Below are 19951 nucleotides of genomic sequence, written 5' to 3'. Positions count from 1 at the left end.
ATCTCACCGGCACTCGGGCAGCTCGTCGAAGGCCTCCTGCAGCTCGGTCGAGTTGAGCTTGCTGGTGTCGAGGCTGCTCTTCTGGTAGTCGGCGTTGAGCTGGTCGACCACCTTGCCCACCTGCTCGTAGAACGCCTTGGCCGGCGCCGTGGCCAGCCCGTCGATGCCGGACGCGGCCCGGCCGTAGGCGTCGCGCATCGAGGCCAGCGAGCCGGTGAAGCCGGCGGCGATCTGCTGGCCGTTGTCCACGTCGGGCACGCCCGCCTTGGCCACGCCGGCGCGCGCCTTCTCGCTCGCGTCCTTGGCGCCGGTGAAGAGGCGGCTCAGGTTTTCCTTGGCCTGACCGGGGGTGGTCGCGATCTCCATCTGCTGCTGAGCGCGGTTGGTCAGCGAGCCGATCTCGGTGCGCCAGGGGCTCAGCGTCGTGCAGACGGACGCCGCCCAGGCCCGGGCGCCGTGCGCGCCTCCGCACGCCGCGGCGCTCAGCACGAGCGCGACCGTGAGCACTACCGAAAGGGGACGGGCCGCACGCATGGGAAGCAGCGTACGGCCCGGGTGTGACAACCTTCCATGGTGCCGGGGCACCCGTTGCGGATGCCCCGGCGTTGCGTCAGGCGCTGATCGTCTCCGAGGGCGTCGAGTTGCCGACCGGAGTGTCGTCGCCCATCGAGATCGGCTTGCGCTTGCTGATCACGACCGCCGCGACCACGATCGCGGCCGCCACGACGGCGATGGTCACCCGCAGCGGGGTGTTGGCGTCCTTGCCGATGCTCCAGCTCACGACGGCCGGCGCGATCAGCAGCGAGACCAGGTTCATCACCTTCAGCAGCGGGTTGATGGCCGGGCCCGCGGTGTCCTTGAACGGGTCGCCGACGGTGTCGCCGATGACCGTGGCGGCGTGCGCCTCGGAGCCCTTGCCGCCGAACGAACCGTCCTCGACCAGCTTCTTGGCGTTGTCCCAGGCGCCACCGGAGTTGGCCAGGAAGACCGCCATCAGGGTGCCGGCGCCGATCGCACCGGCCAGGTAGGACGCGAGCGCCCCGGCGCCGAGGCCGAAGCCGACCGCGATCGGTGCCATGATCGCCAGCAGGCCGGGGGTGAGCAGCTCGCGCTGCGCGTCCCGGGTGCAGATGTCCACGACGCGGCCGTACTCGGGCCGCTCGGTGCGGTCCATGATGCCCGGGTGCTCGCGGAACTGCCGGCGGACCTCCATCACCACGGCGCCGGCCGAGCGGGAGACCGCGTTGATGGCCAGGCCGGAGAACAGGAAGACCACCGCGGCGCCGATGAGCAGGCCGACCAGGCTGCGCGGGTTGGCGATGTTGAGCAGGCCGAGGATCTCGGCGCCGACGTCCTTGACACCCGCGTCGGCCAGCGAGCTGGCCAGGCTGTTGGTGTACGAGCCGAACAGCGCCGTGGCGGCGAGGACGGCCGTGGCGATCGCGATGCCCTTGGTGATCGCCTTGGTCGTGTTGCCGACCGCGTCGAGCTCGGTGAGGATCCGCGCGCCGTTCTCGTCGATGTCGCCGGACATCTCGGCGATGCCCTGCGCGTTGTCCGAGATCGGGCCGAAGGTGTCCATCGCGACGATGACGCCGACCGTGGTGAGCAGGCCGGTGCCGGCCAGCGCGACCGCGAACAGCGATAGGGTCAGCGACGAGCCGCCGAGCAGGAACGCGCCGTAGACGCCGGCGCCGATCAGCAGGGCCGAGTAGACGGCCGACTCGAGGCCGACGCTGATGCCGGCGAGCACGACCGTGGCCGGGCCGGTCTGCGACGACTTGCCGATGTCCTGCACCGGCCGCCGGTTGGTCTCGGTGAAGTAGCCGGTCAGCGCCTGGATGGCGGCGGCCAGCACGATGCCGATCACGACGGCGCCGATGGCGACCCAGCGCGGGTCGCGGTTGCTGTTGACGACGTCGGTCGCGATGCTGCTGTCCTCGAACCCGGCGAACGAGTCGGGCAGGTAGATGAAGCTGACCACCGCGACGACCACCGCCGAGAGCACGGCCGAGATGTAGAACGCCCGGTTGATGGCGGTGAGGCCGTTCCGGTCGGACTGACGCAGCCGGGTGATGAAGACGCCGACGATCGCGATCACGACGCCGATCGTGGAGACGATCAGCGGGAAGATCAGGCCGTCCTGGCCAAACGCGGCCTGGCCGAGGATCAGGGCGGCGACGAGCGTCACCGCGTACGACTCGAACAGGTCGGCCGCCATGCCGGCGCAGTCACCGACGTTGTCGCCCACGTTGTCGGCGATCGTCGCGGCGTTGCGCGGGTCGTCCTCGGGGATGCCCTGCTCCACCTTACCGACCAGGTCGGCGCCGACGTCCGCGGCCTTGGTGAAGATGCCGCCGCCGACCCGCATGAACATGGCGAGCAGCGCGGCGCCGAAGCCGAAGCCCTCGAGCACGGTCGGCGCGTCGCTCTTGAAGATCAGCACGACCAGCGCGCCGCCGAACAGGCCGAGGCCGACCGTGAGGAAGCCGACCACACCGCCGGTGCGGAACGCGATACCCATCGCGGTCTCGCGGCCGCCCTCGCCGCCGGCGGCCGCGGCCACCCGCAGGTTCGCCCGCGTCGCCAGGGCCATGCCCGCGCCGCCGATGAACGACGAGAAGACCGCACCCACGATGAAGAACAGCGACCGGCCGATCTTGACCCATACCTCGTTGTCGGTGTCGTGCACCGGCAGCAGGTAGAGCAGTACGACCGCGATGACCACGAAGACCGCCAGCGTTCGGAACTGGCGGAACAGGTAGGCCGAGGCGCCCTCCTGCACGGCGCCCGCGATCTCCTGCATGTTCTTGGTGCCGCGCCCGGTCTTGAGCACCGACTGGACGAACATCGCGGCGAAGGCCAGCGCGATCAGCGCGAAGACCAGCGCGACGATGACGAATGTGACGTTTGAACCGCTCAGGGACACTCCGCCCGCGGCAGAAGTTATCAAGGTCCCGGACATCAATGTCCTCCTGTACACCGACCGCACCCGAACCGGCGGACGAGACCGACCCGGGCGCTCCCCCGATCACCGGGGAGACGACAACTGGGCCCCGCGGACGCGGGACCAGGAGCAGTAGCTGATAACTCGCGTACTGTATCGGCCGGTCGTGGTGGTGGTCACACCCGGCTCCGGCCGTGTCGTGGTGATGTTCGCCGCTGTGTTAGCGCGGCGCCAGAGGGGTAGAGATCTTTTTTGATCTCCGGCGGGTCATCGCCGCTGCACCGGCCACACCATTCGGACCTCGGTCCCGGGTCCGTCGTCGACCGGACGAACCTGCAGGTCATCGACAAATCCGGCGAGCAGGGCGAAGCCCACGCCGGTGGTGAGCGCCTCGTCCGTCAGCGACTCGTCGGCGAGCTCGTCGGGCGGCAGTTTGGCCAATCCGACGCTCGCCTCGATCGGGGCGTGATCGATCACCCGAACCGCGTATGAGTCCGAATCAGACATTTCGACCGTCACAAGATCGGGCAGGCCGTACTGGTTGTGCAGGGCCACGGCCCGCGTGCACGCCTCACCGATCGCGAGCCGCACCTCGTCCAGCAGTTCCTCGGCGACCCCCGCCCGGCGGGCCACCGCCACACCGACAAGCCGGGCCGTGCGGACATGCACCGGTGCGGGCGAGAAGGACAGCCGAACCGTCGCCATCACGAAGTCGGACCGCTGCCGTCGCCGTCTTCCGTCGCCGCCTCGATCGTGGGGTAGATCGGGAAAACCTGGTCCAGCGCGGTGATCCGGAAGATCTTCAGCAACGGTTCCTTGGAGCAGACGAGCCCGAACGTGCCGTTCGCGACGCGCAGCCTCTTCATCGCGCCGACCAGCACGCCGAGGCCGGTGGAGTCGAGGAACTCGACGCCGCCGAGGTCCACGACCACGTTGCGGGCGCCCGCGTCGACCAGCTCGACGAGGCGTTCGCGCAGCCTCGGAGCCGTGTAGACGTCGACCTCGCCGCCCACCTCGAGCACCGTGTGCTCGGCGACGGTCCGAGTCGCAAGGGACAGCTCCATCGCTCCTCCTTCCGATCTACTCAGCGAATCTAACCACCGACGGGGTTGGGCCGACGCATGGCACCCACCCGTCCTACCCGTTTGAGGTTGGGCCCATACCGGTGTAACAGTGCTGGGCGTGACGTCCACCGCCTCCTCGCTCCGGCTCTCCTCCCCCGCGGTGACCCACATCGAGCGGGTGCCGGCGCGCGAGGCGGTGACGGCGGACTGGCCGTCCTGGGCCCCGGCCTCGCTCATCGCCGCGTTCGGGCACGCCGCGCCGTGGGCCCACCAGGTGGAGGCGGCATCGCTCGCGTTCGAGGGCACCCACGTCGTGCTGGCGACCGGGACCGCGTCCGGCAAGTCGCTGGGATATCAGCTGCCGGTGCTGAGCCGGCTGCTGACCGATCCGCGCTCCACGGCGCTCTACATCGCGCCGGCGAAGGCGCTGGCGGCCGATCAGTTGCGCGCCGTCGCCGGTCTCGGTCTTCCCGACGTACGCCCGGCCACTTACGACGGTGACACGGCGCGCGAGGAACGGGAGTGGATACGCCAGCACTCGCGCTACGTTCTGACAAATCCCGACATGTTGCATCATGGGGTGTTGCCGGGACATGAGCGCTGGGCGACGTTCCTCCGGCGGCTGGCGTACGTGGTGGTCGACGAGTGCCACGCGTACCGCGGCGTGTTCGGCTCGCACGTGGCGCACGTGCTGCGTCGCCTGCGCCGGGCCGCGGCCCGGTACGGCGGCTCCCCCACGTTCGTTCTCGCCTCCGCCACCTCGGGCGACCCGGCCGGCGCCGCGTCCCGGCTGACCGGCTTGCCGGTCACCGCCGTCACCGAGGACGCGTCGCCGCGCGGGGCGACCACGTTCGCCCTGTGGGAGCCGCCCCTTCTCCCGCCGGCGGAGGACGACCTGCCGCCCACCCGGCGCTCGGCGCTGCGGGAGACGGCCGACCTGCTCACCGACGCGATCGTGGCCGGGACGCGGACGCTGGCCTTCGTGCGGTCGCGCCGCGGGGCCGAGGTCGTGGCCGCGGTGACCCGGCGTCAGCTGGACGAGGCCGTCCCCGGGCTCGGCGACCGGGTGGCGGCCTACCGGGCCGGTTATCTCAAGGAGGACCGCCGGGCGATCGAGCGTCAGCTGCTGTCCGGCGAGTTGCTCGGCCTGGCCTCGACCAACGCCCTCGAGCTCGGCGTCGACCTGGTCGGGTTGGACGCCGTCCTGATCTGCGGCTACCCCGGCACCCGCGCCTCACTGTGGCAGCAGGCGGGCCGGGCCGGCCGTGCCGGCGACGAGGCGCTCGCCGTGCTGATCGCCCGGGACGACCCGCTCGACACCTACCTCGTCCACCACCCGTCGGCGCTGTTCGGCCACCCGGTCGAGGTCACGGTGCTGGACCCGGCCAACCCGTACGTGCTGGGCCCCCAACTCTGCTGCGCCGCCTCCGAGGCCCCGCTCACGGCGGCGGACGTCGACCTGTTCGGCGGCGAGGTGGCGCGGGCGGCGGTCGACGCCCTGACCGAGTCCGGCGCCCTGCGGAAGCGCCCGTCCGGCTGGTACTGGACGCACACCGGCCGCCCCGACGTCGACCTGCGCGGCACCGGCGGCGCCCCGGTCTCGGTGGTCGAGTCGGCCACCGGCCGCCTGCTCGGCACGGTCGACGCCGGCTCGTCCCACGTCATGCTCCACACCGGCGCGGTCTACCTGCACCAGGGCGTCTCGTTCATCGTCGACGACCTCGACCTGGAGGACGCGGTCGCGCTGGTGCACCAGGAGGAGCCGGACTGGTCCACGCACGCCCGCGACGTCACCGACCTCTCGGTGGTCAGCATCCGCTCGTACGTGGACGCCGGCCCCGTGGGCCTGTTCCTCGGCGAGGTCGACGTAACCAACCAGGTGGTCTCCTACCAGCGCCGGCGCATCGGCTCGGGCGAGCTGATCGACACCCGCCCGCTCGACCTCCCCCCGCGCGAGCTGCGCACGGTGGCCGTCTGGTTCACCGTCTCACCGCGCGCCCTGGAGTCCGCGGGTGTCGAGCCACCGGACTTCCCCGGCGCCCTGCACGCCGCCGAACACGCCGCCATCGGCCTGCTGCCGCTGATGGCCACCTGCGACCGCTGGGACATCGGCGGCCTCTCCACGGCCAACCACGCCGACACCGAGGCGCCCACGGTGTTCGTCTACGACGGCCACCCCGGCGGCGCCGGTTTCGCCGAGCGGGCGTACGCCACCGCCGCCGAGTGGTTGCGCGCCACCCGCGAGGCCATCGCCGCCTGCGCCTGCGAGACCGGCTGCCCGTCCTGCGTCCAGTCCCCCAAGTGCGGCAACGGCAACAACCCGCTCCACAAACCAGGCGCCGTCCACGTGCTCGACGCCGTCCTGGCCGCCCTGCCCGGTCCCGCTCACCCCACCACGCCGTAGATCGGGCCGGCCCGGGCTCCCGCCGCCGCCCGTCGCACCATGCCCGGCATCGGCCGCACCTCGACCTCGGCCCACACGACCACCTCGAGGCCGTCGACGGCGCACGAGGTCGTCCGCCCGCCGTTGGCCGCCGCGAACCGCTCGGCCCGCACGCACGCCACCCCCTCGCCGTAGATCGCATCCGCCGCCCCGGCCAACGCCGCGAGATCGGCCGCGTTGTGCGCCTCGTGCCGCCCGACCCGGGCCGTGCCGACCGACGTGCCGGCCAGCCCGGCCAGGACCAGCACCAGCCCCACCGCCAGCAGAAAGATCGACGCCGCTCCCCGATCGTGGCCGTCCGCAGCCCTCTGCCGCTCGAGTGCCGCAGACGCTCCTCTCTCGTCCGCCCGCCAAGGCTCCGCACCCATCGCTGCGGTGCGCGTTCTCATCCGCCCGCCTCCGGCTCGCGCGCCGCGACCGCGCGGCCCTCCACGGTGACCGCCGGGAGATGGGCGCCCAGCAGCCGGACCGGCGCCCGCACCACCACCGTCACCGTCTCCGTTCCGGCTGCCACGTCGATCTCGGCCCGCGGCGGCGCCACGCGTCCGGCCGCCGCGGCCGCGCCCTCGCCCCGGGCGCCCGCCAGAGCGCCCTCCCGCGCCGCGTCGACGCACTGCCCCTTGGCCGTCACGGCCGCCACCGCGGTAAGACCGGCCAGAAGCAGCAGCATGAGCGCCGGCAGCCCGGCCGCGAGCTCGGCGGTGAAGGATCCCCGGTCGCGGCCGGGCGGCCGGCGCCCGATCACTTCAGAGCCCGATCGATGATTGCGGTCAGCGCCGCCTGCACGTGGGCGCCGCCGACGACTTTGAGAAGCACGCCGGCGAAGGTCACGGCCGCGAGCGTGCCGACGGCGTACTCGGCCGTATTCATGCCCGCGTCGCCGGCTTCGGTCCGTAGCCGCGCGAGGTTCGCGATCAGTTTGCGCACGTGGTTCTCCTTCGGTTGTGAGATGCCGGCGGCCGGCGACCGCTGGCGGATCCGTGGCCCGCGAGCCACGGGAGTTCGGGAGCCGGCGTCCTGCCATCGCCGGTCACAGCACGTCACATCGCCGGTCACAGCACGTCCTGGAGCACGGAGACCACCACCGGCACGAGCCCGGCCAGCAGGAACGCGGGCAGGAAGCACAGCCCGAGCGGCAGCACGATCAGCACCGCGCCCCGCTGCGCCGCCGCCTCCGCCGCCGCGACCCGGTCGGCGCGCAGGTCGTCGGCGAGCCGGCCGAGCGCGCCCGACAACGCGCCGCCGCTCGCGCTCGACCGGATCGCCGCCGCGATCAGCCGGTCGGCGCCGTCGATGCCGGCCAGGTGCGCCCACGCCTCGGCGGGTTCCGCGCCGAGCCGCAGCGACCGCGCCGTCCGCCGCAGCCGCTCACCGAGCGGTCCCGGCAGCGCCTCGGCCACGGCGGCCGCGGCCCGGTCGGGCGGCGCGCCGGCTCGCAGCGCGGCCGCCAGCAGGTCGGCACCGAGCGGAAGGTCGGCGACGGCCGCGAGCCGCTCCCGCCGGTGCGCCGCCGGTTCCTGCCGCCGCAACACCTGATCGACACCGACGCCGGCCGCGGCGCCGGCCGCCACGCCCCACCACGTCCCGATGAGCCCGGCCACCGCCAGCCCGGCCAGCACGGCGATCGCGACCTGCGGCGCCCGCGTCTCCCGAGCGGGCGCGAGCCGGTCGAGCCGCCGCCGCGCCCGCCCCCGCCGCCACACCACCGGACCGAGGACGACCATGGCCGCCGCCATCACGAGGATCACGGCGTCACCTGCAGCTCGGCGTTCCTCGGCGCCGCGGCACGGCTCTCGGGCGGCGCGGTGCGGCTCAGGGGCGCCCCGGCGCGGCTCTGGGGCGGTGCGGCACAGCTTTGGGGCACCGCGGCGCAGCTCAGGGACGCCGCGGCGCCGCTCGGGAACGCCGCGGCGCCGCTCTGGGACGGCCCGGTCGAGCCGCCGGACGCGGCGGGCGCCCGCCGCCCGACGAGCGCGGCCAGACAGCACGGACGCACCTCGACCCGGACCGGACCGCCCTCCCTCATCAACGCGTCCAGCGCACAGGACTGCGCCGCCTGGAGCAGCCCCGCGCTTTCGGACCCGGGCGCGGTCATCGGGTCGTCCGGATCAGTCGCTCGGACCACAGCAGGCCGGCGCTCTGCAGGCCGGCCGCGCCGATCGCGCAGGCCGCGCCCAACGGCGTGTGCAGCAGTACGCCGAGCGGGTCGGCGCCGATCCCGTAGCCCAGCCCGATCCCGCCCAGCGGCAGGGCGGCCAGCAGCGTCGCCGTCGACTGCGCCCCGGCCGCCTGGGCCGCCGCCGACTTGGCCGCGCGATCCGTGGCCCGGGCGTCGGCCTCGATCCGCTCGACCAGGTCGGCCGCCGGCGCCCCGGTCGTCTCGGCCAGCCGCCACACCGACGAGGTGAGCTCACCCAGCCGCCCCGGCAGCGGCACGCCCCGGGACGGTGGCAGACCGGCCCGCAGATCGGCCGCTAGCCCGCCGAGCGCGGTCACCGCGGCCACCCGCCGGGCCATGGCTTGCCGGCGGGCACCGCGCCGGAGCAACGCCCGCCCGGCCAGCGCGGCATAGATCGCGACCGCGACCGCGGCCACCGGGCCGGCGACGACCAGCCCCATCGCGGCCGTAACCGCCACCGCGGACGCCACCCTGCCCCGCGACAGCCGCTGCGAAGGCGGGCCCCCGAGCCCCTGCGGAGGCCACCCGAGCGACTGCGGAGACGGCCCGAGCGACTGCGGAGACCGCCCGAGCCACTGCGGAGACCGCCCGAGCCACTGCGGACGCCCGGGCCAATGCGGGGACCACCGGCCGAGTCGCGGCGCGGCCACGACCGCCGCGGCCGTCACCAGGCAACAAACCAGCACGACGCTCACGCGGCCACCCCCACGGGCGGCTCCAGCACCGCGGGCACGGCGACGCCTCGGGCGGCCAGCAGGCGGCCCAGCGCGGCCGCGGCGGGGCCGGCTCCGCGCGTACGCCGCCAGGCCGGAACCACTGTCGCCAAACGTTGCTCGCCCGAAGGCAGCAGGATGCTCACCGATTCCAGCACCCGTCCGCGCTCGGCCCGCCGCACGTGCAGCACCACCTGGAGGGCCGCCACCACCTGCGCGTGCAGCGCTGCCCGGGGCAGGCCGCCGAGCATGCCGAGCGCCTCCAGCCGGGCCGGGACGTCGGTCGCCGTGTTCGCGTGCAGCGTGCCGGCACCGCCGTCGTGCCCGGTGTTGAGGGCGCCGAGCAAATCGACGATCTCGGCGCCGCGGCACTCGCCGACGACGAGGCGGTCGGGCCGCATCCGCAGCGCCTGCCGGACCAGGTCGGTGAGCCCGATCGCGCCGGCGCCCTCCACATTGGCCGTACGCGCCTGGAGCGCCACCACGTGCGGGTGCACCGGCCGGAGCTCGGCCGCGTCCTCGACCAGGACGATCCGCTCGGTCGGCGGCACCAGGCCGAGCAACGTGGACAGCAGCGTGGTCTTGCCGCTGCCGGTGCCGCCGGTCACCAGGTACGCCAGCCGGGCCGCCACGATCGCGGCCAGCACCGGCGCCACCGTCGGCGCGACCGTGCCGTGCTCGACCAGATCGCCGAGGCTGAACGGCCGTTGCCGGAACGTCCGCAGCGACAGGCAGGGCCCGTCGGTGGCGACCGGCGGCAGCACCGCGTGCAGCCGGGTGCCGTCGGGCAGGCGGGCATCGGCGTACGGCTGGCCGTCGTCGAGCCGCCGCCCGCAGGCCGCCGCCAGCCGCTGGGCCAGCCGCCGCACCTCGTCGTGGTCGCGGAAGACGACCGCCGCCCGCTGCAGGCCGGCGCCCCGGTCGACCCAGACCGCCTTGCCGTTGACCAGCACGTCGGTCACCTCGGGATCGCCGAGCAGCGGCGCCAGCGGGCCGGCGCCGACCAGCTCGTCGTGCACCCGGTCGGCGATCCGCAGCACGGCCGTGTCGCCGAGCGCGCCGGTCTCGCGCCGCACGGCCCGGGCGACCGCGGCCGGCGTCGCCCGCACCCCGCCGACCGCGAACCGCTGCCGCACCTGGGAGGTGAGATCGCCGTACCCGCTCATGCCGCCACCCCGGTGGGCGCCAACTGGCCGATCAGCTTGCGGCACAACGCGGAGAGCGGACCCTTGCCGTTGGCAGCGGCGACCGTGCGGCCGAGCTCGATCGCCTCGCACAGCGCCGGCTCCGGCCGCAGCAGACCGGCCAGGGGCAGGTGAAGCACCTTGGCGATCTGGTCGGCCTTGAGGCTGCCCGGCGCCGGGCCGCGTACCACCAGCTCGAGGTCGTCGCGGTGGGCGCGGACGGCCTGGACGACCTGAGCGGCCGCCGCCACGGCCCGCACCTCGGCCGGGACGATCAGCACCGCCCGGTCGGCGGACTGCAGCGCGAGCACGGCGGCGTCGTCGAGCTGCCGCGGCAGGTCGGCGACGATCAGGTCGCGGCCGTGCCGGCCGGCGTCGAGGGCGGCCGCCATCGCCTCGCCGGGCACGGCCGGCAACTCGTCGCGGTCGAACGACAGCAGCACGAGGTCGCCCCGCTGCGGCAGCGAGCCCAGCAGCGTCGGCGGGTCGACCCGGCCGCCGGCCTCGGCCAGCTCGGGCCAGCGCAGGCCGCTCAGCTCCTCCCAGCCGAGCAGCAGGTCGAGGCCGCCGCCGAGCGGGTCGGCGTCGATCAGCAGGGTGCGATGACCGGCCTCGGCCGCCGTGACCGCGAGGCCGACGGCCAACGTGCTCGCCCCCGCGCCGCCGCGGCCGCCGATCACCGCGATCGTCCGCGCGACCGGCAGCCGCTCGCCGGGCGGCTCGGGCGGTCGCTCGGCGAAGCGGTCGATCAGCCACGGCTCGCCCCGGGGCAGCAGGCAGACATGCATCGGGCCGAGCCGGCGCACCGCGTCGTCGATGCCCGGTGGCCAGCCGTGCCGGCTCACCACCACCGTCCGGCGATGTCGCGGCACGCGGGCGCGCAGCCAGGCGACGACCTGGTCGGCGCCGAGCACGACCAGCGGCGCGCTCGCGATGCGGGACCGGGCCGCCTGCGGGTCGGCGGCCACGGTGACCTCGGTGCGGCCGGCGGCGGCGAGGCGCACGAGGTCGTCGAGCAGGTGGGAATCGGCGGTCACGACGAGGGGCAGGCGCGGGACTGGCATCGTGCTCTCCGAGGGGCTCCGGGCGGATGAGGCGCCCACCGTGGCCGAGGCGGCCCGCGCCCCGCAACGCCCCGGATCGCGTTCTGTGGAAAACTTCCGGCCCTGTGGATAACCCCGTCGTGCTGCGTTGATCTGCTATGAAGAACGCCCGCAAACCATCCCGAAGGGGATCGGGCGACGGGTGCGGCTGGGCGCGGTTGGGTATGTTGGTGCCGACACGGGAATGATGGAGTTGGCATGGAAGCTTCGATCCAGCGAACGCTCGCCGACGACGGCACGGCAACGGTCCGCGTGCGTGGAGAGATCGACTTCGCGAACTGCGACGAGCTGGCTCAATGCGTACGGGATGCTCTCGTCGCGTGGTCTCCGACCACCGTGCGGATCGATGTCCGCGAGGCCACCTTCATCGATTCCACCGGTGTCGGCGCCCTGATCGAGGGCTACAAAGCGTCATCGGCGGCCGCGACCCGATTCATCGTCGTGAATCCGACACACGTCTTCCGCCGCGTCCTCGACGTCACCGGCCTGTCCGACCTCTTCGGACTGGCCACCACCGAGGTAGAGGCCACCGGCACATAGGGAACGACCCCCGTCGGGGGAGACGGGGGCCGTCCGAGGATTCGGCTCCGGGGGGGTCGAGCCGAATCGACTCGGTGATCGCGGGGGGCGCAACCACCGAGGGTCATGTGCGGGAAGCCGGCAGTCAGGCGCGACCGCAGCAACGTGAATCCCGATCGCAACAGCACTAGCATGCCTCACGAAAGCCGCACCCGTCGAGTACCGATTGTGCGTCGCTGCGAACGTGCTGCCCGTCTGACCGATTTCACAGCGCGTCACCGTCCACCGCCCGGCGCGCCGGGGGCGACGCCGGAGACCCACTTGCGGCTACACTTTCGGCCCGTGGGCCGCAGCGCCGCGTTTTTCGACCTCGACAAGACCGTCATAGCCAAGTCCAGCGCTCTGGCCTTCGGACGGCCGTTCTATCGCGACGGCCTGATCAGCCGCCGCGATGTCGTGAAGTCCGCTTACGCACAGCTCATGTTCCGCCTCGGTGGCGCGGGCGACGAGCAAGCCATGGCGCGCACGCGTGACTACCTCGCCGCGCTCACCAAGGGCTGGCGGGTCGAGCAGGTGCAGCAGATCGTCGCCGAGACCCTTCAAGAGCTGATAAATCCGTACGTGTACGCCGAAGCCGCCGTCCTGATCAGTGAGCACCAGGCGGCCGGCCGCGACGTCGTCCTGGTCTCGGCCTCGGGCGAGGAGATGGTCCGCCCGATCGGGGCGCTGCTCGGCATCACCGACGTGATCGCCACGAGAATGAGCATCGTGGACGGCCGGTACAGCGGCGAGATCGCGTTCTACGCGGCCGGCCCCAACAAGGTCGTCGAGGTGCGGCGGCTGGCCGACGATCGCGGGTACGACCTGGCGCAGTGCTACGCCTATTCCGACTCGGCGAGCGACCTGCCGCTGCTCGAAGCCGTCGGGCACCCCAGCGCGGTGAACCCGGACCGCGCCTTGCGCCGCGCCGCGCTGGAGAACTCGTGGCCGATCCTCGAGTTCCGCAACCCGATCCCGGTCGGCCGGCGGGTGCGCCCGGCGGTGCCGGTGGCGGCCGCCCTCGGTGTCGGCGTCGGCGTCGGCATCGGGCTGGCGATCTATGCGCGCCACCGCCGCGCGCGAGCCGTCGTCTAGAGCCGATCGGGCCGCAGCCATCCCGCCGCCGAAACGCCGGGCGAGGCGGAGATCCAGCACGCCGGAACGTGCACGCGACCTGCGCAAAGAGTTAAGGTCGGCGGATTCGCATGCCCAATGAGCAGCGCGAATGGCTTTGGTCTGACTAATCTGAAACGCCAGGTTTGCCGGGCTGAAGGCCTGGCGATCAAGCGGCCGGCGGCGTAGAAAGAAACGGCGAGAGCTACTACGGAGGGCCTGGATCCGGGATGACCCGGGGGCCGGATTACCGGCTTCGCAGGGCTCGGCCAGCGTCCTCGGCGGCGGCACTCGTGCACGGCCACCGGGAACCCACGCGCGATCAGCCACGGCAGGCACGTTGCGGCGGGACCTGGGCCAAGCGGCTTCGGCCGGGCGGCTGCGGGACTGTCGACAACGACCCAGGTGCACGCTTGATAACCCGGTCTGGACGCGCAAAGCCGGCGCCCCTCAAGGGACGCCGGCTCTACTTTTCGCCAAGAGCTATCGGGTTTTCTCTGAAAGCTATCGGGCGACCGCTTCCAGGTGGCGCGACCGCAACTCGTGATAGACCGCGCGGAAAAGCTTGGGCCGCGCGTGGAAATCGACGCCCTGGGCCCACAGCTCGGTGTTCACCATCGAGCCGTCGTGCCGCTCGATCAGAACCGTCATGCCGCTCTCGATCTGCCACGGGCCTACCTTGTGCGTGGACTTGTGCAGCCGTACGTGCGCCACATCGCCCCACCGCATGGTGCGCGACCGCACCAGGCCGTGGATGCGCAGGCCGCGCGCGCCCACGTAGGCGCCCATCTGCAGGATGCGATGCGCGCCCAGCACCCACACCGCGGCGAGCGTGCAGAAGACCAGCTTCACCCCGTGGCCGGTGAGATCGAACTGGCGGATCGTGGCCCAGGCCAGGAAGGCGAGGGCGGCCGCCTCCCAGGCGATCACCAACCAGCGACCAGGGCCGGGTGAATACGGCCGGGTCCAGGTTTCCTCCACCCCAGCGAGTATGGCAGCGGCCTCGAATGATCGGACCGGCTTCGACGCAAGAATGACCGATCAGACGGACGCCAGGACACCATCGCCGATGACGGTCAGCTCGTCCGCGGCGGCGGTGACGGCGGCGGCGTAGTGCCGCAGCCACGACCGGACGCCGTCGGGAGTCCCGGTGGCGTAGGCGCCGGCCGCGCCCACATACTCCGGCTCGCGCAGGCGGTGACCGACCTCGACGGCGACCAGGCCGCGCGGGTCGAAACCGCGGTTGATCAACGTGAGCCGGGCGGCGGCCCGGGCCACCACGCCCGACGGGCCGGCGAATGGGCGCAACGTCAGCAGCTCGGCGTGCACGACCGCGGCCAGCAACAGCGGCGGGGTGTCCGACCTGTCCGGCGACGGGCAGTCCGCGACGAGCGCCGACAACGCGTCGATACGCTCGGCGCCACCCACCAGACGCCCCAGCTCGGACGGCGGGACAACGCCCCGACCGGCCAGGACGTGCAGCTTGGCGAGAACCTGCCGCGGCGCCCGGGGCCACAGGTCGACCAGCCCGCCGAGCGACTCGGCGACCCGCAACGCGCCTTGCACGACCGGATCGGTCACGGTCCCCCCGCGTACCTCCTCGAGGTCGTAAGCGTGACCCTCCAACGCCGCCGAGGCCACCGCCGCCCGCAGCGAGGCCTCGGCCGCGACCTGACCGCCGTGCCGGCGCAGCGCACGATGCCGCATCGCGGCATCCACCCGGTCGCGGGCCGCGGCCAGCGCGGGAGCAACATCGGCGAGATCGAGAAGCGGTGCGAGAGGGTTCACCCGAACACCGTAGCCGGTAAGACACGCGAAACATGGGGTGCGCAAACCGGCTCGCAACTGGCAAGATTCGCGCAGTACCAAGCAGCAACCGGTCATCCGGCGCGCGGAGCCGCCCATCGGGCGCGCTACCCGACGCAACCCTCGCCGGGCCCCAGAGGCCGAACTAGTGTGCAACGAAGTAGACCAGACAAGAGGAGCCGCCCTCATGAGCGAGACGTTGGAGAACCTTTCCTCCGAGACGCGTAAGTTCCCACCGCCGGAGCAGCTCGCGGCGGATGCCAACGTCAAAGCCGATGCGTATGAGGAGGCCGCGGCCGATCGCCTCGCCTACTGGGCGACCCAGGCCGAGCGGCTGAGCTGGGCGAAGAAGTGGGACCAGGTGCTCGACTGGTCCAACCCGCCGTTCGCGAAGTGGTTCCTCGGCGGCGAGCTCAACGTGGCGTACAACTGCGTCGACCGGCACGTCGAGGCGGGCCACGGCGACAAGGTCGCGATCCACTGGGAGGGCGAGCCCGGCGACACCCGGACCATCACGTACGCCGATCTGCTCAAGAGCGTCAGCCAGGCCGCCAACACGCTCACCGACCTCGGCGTCGGCGCCGGCGACCGGGTGGCGATCTACCTGCCGATGATCCCGGAGGCCGCGGTCGCGATGCTGGCCTGCGCCCGGGTCGGCGCCACGCACAGCGTCGTCTTCGGCGGCTTCTCGGTCGACGCGCTCTCGACCCGCATCCAGGACGCCGACGCCAAGCTCGTGATCACCGCCGACGGCGGCTACCGGCGGGGCAAGCCGTCGGCACTCAAGCCGACCGTCGACGAGGCCGTGGCGAAGTGCCCGAGCATCGAGAACGTGCTGGTCGTCCGGCGCACCGGGCAGGAGGTCGCCTGGGGCGAGAAGGACAAGTGGTGGCACGAGACGGTCGAGCAGGCCAGCCCGGAGCACCAGCCGCAGGCCTTCGACAGCGAGCACCCGCTGTTCATCCTCTACACCTCGGGCACGACCGGTAAGCCGAAGGGCATCCTGCACACCACCGGCGGCTACCTGACCCAGGTCTCGTACACGCACAACGCCGTCTTCGACCTCAAGCCGGAGTCGGACGTCTACTGGTGCACCGCCGACATCGGCTGGGTGACCGGCCACTCGTACATCGTCTACGGCCCGCTCTCCAACGGCGCCACCCAGGTCATGTACGAGGGCACCCCCGACACCCCGGGCCGCGACCGGTTCTGGCAGATCGTCGACAAGTACAAGGTGTCGATCCTCTACACCGCGCCCACCCTGATCCGCACCATGATGAAGTGGGGCGACGACATCCCGGCCGGCTACGACCTGTCGTCGCTGCGCGTTCTGGGCAGCGTCGGCGAGCCGATCAACCCGGAGGCCTGGATCTGGTACCGGAAGAACATCGGCCGCGACCGTACGCCGGTGGTGGACACCTGGTGGCAGACCGAGACCGGCGCCGTGATGATCTCGCCGCTGCCGGGTGTGACCGAGGCCAAGCCGGGCTCGGCCATGACCCCGCTGCCGGGCATCGTCGCCGACGTCGTCGACGACACCGCACAGTCGGTGCCGAACGGCGGTGGCGGCTTCCTCGTGCTGCGCGAGCCGTGGCCGTCGATGCTGCGCACGATCTGGGGCGACGACAAGCGGTTCATCGACACCTACTGGTCCCGCTTCGGGGCGGGCGCCGGCCAGGGTGATAAGTGGATCTACTTCGCCGGTGACGGCGCCAAGAAGGACGAGGACGGCGCGATCTGGCTGCTCGGCCGGGTCGACGACGTCATGCTGATCTCCGGGCACAACATCTCGACCACCGAGGTGGAGTCGGCGCTGGTGTCGCACCCGGCGGTGGCCGAGGCGGCGGTGGTGGGCGCCACCGACCCGACGACCGGCCAGGCGATCGTGGCGTTCGTGATCCCGCGCGGCAGCGTCGAGACCGAGGGCGACAAGGGCGAGCAGCTCAACGTCGACCTGCGCAACCACGTGGCCAAGACGCTCGGCCCGATCGCCAAGCCGCGGCAGATCATGCTCGTTCCCGAGCTGCCCAAGACCCGCTCCGGCAAGATCATGCGACGGCTGCTCAAGGACGTGGCCGAGAACCGGTCACTCGGCGACGTCACCACGCTGCAGGACTCGGCGGTGATGGACCTCATCTCGGCCGGCATGAAGACCGGCAAAGCGGACGACTGAAAATGCGCGTAACGGCCGGTGGTGCCTGCGAGCGCCGCCGGCCGTCGCTTTCTTGCCGCCCGTTCCATCGATTGACTCCGATGCGCTGATCCGGTGAGGATTTGACCGGCACATCGGGCCACGGGGGAACGGGGCTGCCTGGAATGCTGGCCGATCTACTCAGCGACAACGCACACAACCTCTATGACCGGTTGGTCGCCTCCGGCGGCTGCCCGGAATCGGACATTCTCGACCACGAACGCACGGCGTTGCGGGAGCTGGTCCGGCAGGGCCTGGTCTTCCGTACGCCGGAACCAGTCCCGCGGTACAGCGCGGTGCCGCCGATGACCGCCATGCTGCGGCTGCTCGACGACGAGCAGCAACTCGTGCTGCGGGCGCACCGGCGGCTGATCGAGCGGTACTCCGCGCTGGAACGGCTCGAGCGCCGCGCCGCCCGCCTGCAGGTGATCACCGACGCCGAGGCGGCCCGGTCGGCCGCACACGACCTGGCCGCCCGAGCCCGGGAATGGTGCGTGCTGGTCCAGGGCCCGCATCTGGGACTGGACCAGCCGGACTGCACGCGTCCCGGCGTACGTCATCGTCATTTGATCGATAGATCCCTGCTTGCCACGTCGACCTGTGCCGAGGTGCGCGCGCTGCCGGAGGTCCCGGCGCCGATGCTGGTGACCGACGCCGCGGCCCTGCTCTGCCTCGGGCCGATGCCGGAGATGGGCATGCTGCTGATCCACGGCGGCAGCCTGGTCGAATCGCTGGCCCGATACTTCGACCTGCTGTGGGCGCAGGCGGTGCCGTTCGGCGGCACAGCGCCGGCGGACGGGCCGAGCGAGGTGCAGCTGCGGATCCTGCGACTGGCCGCGACCGGCCTCAAGGACGAGGCGATCGCGCGCGCCATGGGCCGCAGCGTGCGCTGGGTCCGGCGGCATTTCGAGCTGCTCGAGGAGCGGCTGGGCGCGACCAACCGGCTGACGCTCGGCATCGCCGCCTCCCGGCGTGACTGGGTGTGACGAGCCGACTATCCACAGTGCAGGTTCCGGACGGCTGCCGCTTCGCCATTCATCGGGTCACCGCGCGGGCCGAGCATTCCTCGTAGTTCCACTACGGGGAGGTCCAGTGAGAAGAATCCGTTCCCTTGCCGTCGCGGCCGCGGCGGCGGTATCGATCAGTGCCGTCGGCACGGTGATCGCGCCGCCGCCCGCGCTGGCGATTCCGGTGCCCAGCTGCGACGACCATGCGATCTACTGGAACCAGGTGCTGCTGACCGCCTACGCCTCGGCGACCGGCGGCAATGCGTCGCCGACCAGGCTCAGCCGGGCCGGCGCCATGATGCACCTGGCCATGTACGACACGGCGGTCTCGCTCGGCATGGCCGGCACGCCCTACCTGACCAAGGTGGCGCCGGCGGCGGGGTACTCGTACGACCCGATCATGAACTACGACACCGCCGCGTCGACGATGCTCAAGAACCTCTTCCCGAGCCTGGACACGGCGTCGTACTACACCACCGCCCGCAAGAACTGCGTGCCGCTGGAGCCGGGACCGAACGGCCTCTCCACCGACGTCGCGACCCGGGTCGTGCAGAACATCATGAGCGCCCGGGCCAACGACCACTCGACCGACACCACCGCGTACGCCCCGAGCCTGACCGCGGGCCAATGGCGGCCGACCGAGTCGGGCAAGTCGGCGGTCGACCCGAACTGGGGAAAGGTCACGCCGTTCGGTCTGGCCTCGCCCAGCCAGTTCCGGCCGTCGCTGCCGGGCGGCTTCACCGACGTCACCACGATGCTGCACAGCACGCAGTACGCCCAGCAGGTCAACGAGGTCCGCGCGGCGGGTTCCGCGTCCGCCCCGGTCTCCGCCCGCACCGCGGACCAGACCGTCGCGGCGCACTTCTGGGCCAACGACCTGGACGGCACGTACAAGCCGCCGGGCCAGCTCTTCAAGATCACGCAGGACGTGGCGGCGGCCCGGTCGGGCACCAACCGGATCAAGCTGTTCGCCCTGGTCTCGATGGCCATGGCCGACGCCGGCATCACCGCCTGGGATGCCAAGTTCGACACCTCGATCGACCTGTGGCGGCCGGACACCGCGATCGCCGAGCCGCAGGGCGATGGGAACGCCGCGACCACGCCCGACGCCGCCTGGCAGCCGCTGTCCGCCGACCGTAGCGGCAACCACTTCTCGCCGCCCTTCCCGGCGTACATCTCCGGTCATGCGACGTTCGCCGGGGCCTGGGCCGGCATCATGAAGCGCTACTACGGGACCGACGCCGTGACGTTCACGGCCGGCACCCAGGATCCGTACGCGACCGGTGTGACCCGCACCTTCACCAGCTTCAGCGCGGCCGCCACCGAGGACGCGATGAGCCGCCTCTGGCTCGGCGTGCACTTCCGCTGGGACGCGGACAGCGGCCTGAGCTCGGGCGACCAGGTCGCCGCCTACATCGTCGGCAACAAGCTGCTCTGACCCCACCACCAGCCGTGATGACCCGGCGCCCGGGGTCATCACGGCTGATCCATAACACGTAACCGTCGCCTATCGATTTTGATCTAGACGCCATCACATCGCTGTCTTTACATACGTTGACCTCCTGTCCCTGATCACGGGACGGCTGTACGCCGGCCGCAAGACCCAGCTGGCCGGCCATATGCGGAGGTATGCGTAGTGCGCA

20 protein-coding genes are annotated in these 19951 nt (G+C 72.3%); 6 read left to right on the top strand and 14 right to left on the bottom strand.

Features of this window, described 5'->3' with window-relative positions; all coding sequences use genetic code 11:
- Positions 1-3: 3 nt before the first annotated feature.
- The 4 genes from ACQP2F_RS01630 to ACQP2F_RS01615 form a co-directional block, all read right to left on the bottom strand.
- On the bottom strand, positions 4-534 hold the full coding sequence (locus tag ACQP2F_RS01630; RefSeq protein ID WP_433299934.1) for a hypothetical protein: 531 nt from the start codon (positions 532-534) through the stop codon (positions 4-6).
- Between the two features lie 76 nt (positions 535-610).
- On the bottom strand, positions 611-2965 hold the full coding sequence (locus tag ACQP2F_RS01625) for a sodium-translocating pyrophosphatase (protein ID WP_433299932.1): 2355 nt from the start codon (positions 2963-2965) through the stop codon (positions 611-613).
- Positions 2966-3214: 249 nt separating this feature from the next.
- Positions 3215-3655 (bottom strand): ATP-binding protein, encoded by a 441-nt coding sequence (locus ACQP2F_RS01620; protein WP_433299930.1) that lies wholly within the window; start codon positions 3653-3655, stop codon positions 3215-3217.
- Positions 3652-4011 carry an STAS domain-containing protein gene (locus tag ACQP2F_RS01615; protein ID WP_433299928.1) on the bottom strand — a complete coding sequence of 120 codons (360 nt, stop codon included), beginning with the start codon at positions 4009-4011 and terminating at the stop codon, positions 3652-3654. Before ACQP2F_RS01615 ends, ACQP2F_RS01620 begins: the two co-directional genes overlap by 4 nt.
- Positions 4012-4129: 118 nt before the next feature.
- Here ACQP2F_RS01615 and ACQP2F_RS01610 point away from each other — a divergent pair, with 118 nt between their 5' ends.
- Positions 4130-6415, top strand: coding sequence for a DEAD/DEAH box helicase (locus ACQP2F_RS01610; RefSeq protein WP_433299926.1), 2286 nt, complete (start codon positions 4130-4132; stop codon positions 6413-6415).
- Here ACQP2F_RS01610 and ACQP2F_RS01605 read toward each other — a convergent pair.
- The 8 genes from ACQP2F_RS01605 to ssd all read right to left on the bottom strand — a co-directional run bounded on the left by ACQP2F_RS01605 (position 6397) and on the right by ssd (position 11594).
- A complete protein-coding gene (locus ACQP2F_RS01605; RefSeq protein ID WP_433299924.1) occupies positions 6397-6843 on the bottom strand; it encodes an Rv3654c family TadE-like protein in 447 nt (148 codons plus the stop codon). The genes ACQP2F_RS01610 and ACQP2F_RS01605 overlap by 19 nt on opposite strands.
- Positions 6840-7199: a TadE family type IV pilus minor pilin gene (locus ACQP2F_RS01600; protein WP_433299922.1), complete on the bottom strand. Its 360-nt coding sequence runs from the start codon at positions 7197-7199 to the stop codon at positions 6840-6842. Before ACQP2F_RS01600 ends, ACQP2F_RS01605 begins: the two co-directional genes overlap by 4 nt.
- The gene (locus tag ACQP2F_RS01595) at positions 7196-7324 is read right to left on the bottom strand and encodes a DUF4244 domain-containing protein (RefSeq protein ID WP_433307301.1); all 129 of its coding nucleotides are present in this window, start codon (positions 7322-7324) and stop codon (positions 7196-7198) included. Before ACQP2F_RS01595 ends, ACQP2F_RS01600 begins: the two co-directional genes overlap by 4 nt.
- Positions 7325-7506: 182 nt before the next feature.
- Positions 7507-8190, bottom strand: a complete 684-nt coding sequence (locus ACQP2F_RS01590) for a type II secretion system F family protein (RefSeq protein WP_433307299.1) — start codon at positions 8188-8190, stop codon at positions 7507-7509.
- 8 nt (positions 8191-8198) lie between these two features.
- On the bottom strand, positions 8199-8549 hold the full coding sequence (locus ACQP2F_RS01585) for a hypothetical protein (RefSeq protein WP_433299920.1): 351 nt from the start codon (positions 8547-8549) through the stop codon (positions 8199-8201).
- Positions 8546-9091, bottom strand: coding sequence for a hypothetical protein (locus ACQP2F_RS01580; RefSeq protein WP_433299918.1), 546 nt, complete (start codon positions 9089-9091; stop codon positions 8546-8548). Before ACQP2F_RS01580 ends, ACQP2F_RS01585 begins: the two co-directional genes overlap by 4 nt.
- A 233-nt stretch (positions 9092-9324) precedes the next feature.
- Entirely contained in the window at positions 9325-10512 is a 1188-nt protein-coding gene (locus ACQP2F_RS01575) for a TadA family conjugal transfer-associated ATPase (RefSeq protein ID WP_433299916.1), read from the bottom strand.
- Positions 10509-11594: a septum site-determining protein Ssd gene (ssd, locus tag ACQP2F_RS01570; RefSeq protein WP_433299914.1), complete on the bottom strand. Its 1086-nt coding sequence runs from the start codon at positions 11592-11594 to the stop codon at positions 10509-10511. Before ssd ends, ACQP2F_RS01575 begins: the two co-directional genes overlap by 4 nt.
- 237 nt (positions 11595-11831) lie before the next feature.
- Here ssd and ACQP2F_RS01565 point away from each other — a divergent pair, with 237 nt between their 5' ends.
- Together ACQP2F_RS01565 and ACQP2F_RS01560 are read left to right on the top strand one after the other, a co-directional pair.
- Complete coding sequence (locus ACQP2F_RS01565) at positions 11832-12173, top strand: STAS domain-containing protein (protein WP_433299912.1); 342 nt, start codon at positions 11832-11834, stop codon at positions 12171-12173.
- Between the two features lie 321 nt (positions 12174-12494).
- A complete protein-coding gene (locus tag ACQP2F_RS01560) occupies positions 12495-13286 on the top strand; it encodes an HAD family hydrolase (RefSeq protein WP_433299910.1) in 792 nt (263 codons plus the stop codon).
- A gap of 522 nt (positions 13287-13808) precedes the next feature.
- On the opposite strand, the gene ACQP2F_RS01555 is transcribed toward ACQP2F_RS01560, so the two are convergent.
- Both ACQP2F_RS01555 and ACQP2F_RS01550 read right to left on the bottom strand, forming a co-directional pair.
- Positions 13809-14285 carry a PH domain-containing protein gene (locus ACQP2F_RS01555; RefSeq protein WP_433299908.1) on the bottom strand — a complete coding sequence of 159 codons (477 nt, stop codon included), beginning with the start codon at positions 14283-14285 and terminating at the stop codon, positions 13809-13811.
- 60 nt (positions 14286-14345) lie between these two features.
- Positions 14346-15092 (bottom strand): oxidoreductase, encoded by a 747-nt coding sequence (locus ACQP2F_RS01550; protein ID WP_433299906.1) that lies wholly within the window; start codon positions 15090-15092, stop codon positions 14346-14348.
- Positions 15093-15297: 205 nt separating this feature from the next.
- On the opposite strand from ACQP2F_RS01550, the gene acs reads away from it, so the two are divergent.
- The 3 genes from acs to ACQP2F_RS01535 all read left to right on the top strand — a co-directional run bounded on the left by acs (position 15298) and on the right by ACQP2F_RS01535 (position 19746).
- Positions 15298-17283, top strand: a complete 1986-nt coding sequence (gene acs, locus ACQP2F_RS01545; RefSeq protein ID WP_433299904.1) for an acetate--CoA ligase — start codon at positions 15298-15300, stop codon at positions 17281-17283.
- Positions 17284-17426: 143 nt separating this feature from the next.
- The gene (locus ACQP2F_RS01540; RefSeq protein WP_433299902.1) at positions 17427-18287 is read left to right on the top strand and encodes a helix-turn-helix domain-containing protein; all 861 of its coding nucleotides are present in this window, start codon (positions 17427-17429) and stop codon (positions 18285-18287) included.
- 106 nt (positions 18288-18393) lie between these two features.
- Positions 18394-19746 carry a vanadium-dependent haloperoxidase gene (locus ACQP2F_RS01535; RefSeq protein ID WP_433299900.1) on the top strand — a complete coding sequence of 451 codons (1353 nt, stop codon included), beginning with the start codon at positions 18394-18396 and terminating at the stop codon, positions 19744-19746.
- Positions 19747-19951 lie beyond the last annotated feature (205 nt).

The sequence above is a fragment of the Actinoplanes sp. CA-030573 genome, from assembly GCF_050951115.1.
In the GTDB taxonomy this organism is placed as follows: domain Bacteria; phylum Actinomycetota; class Actinomycetes; order Mycobacteriales; family Micromonosporaceae; genus Actinoplanes.
Note: the sequence above shows the minus strand (reverse complement) of the source record. Positions and strands in the feature narration are given on the sequence as shown.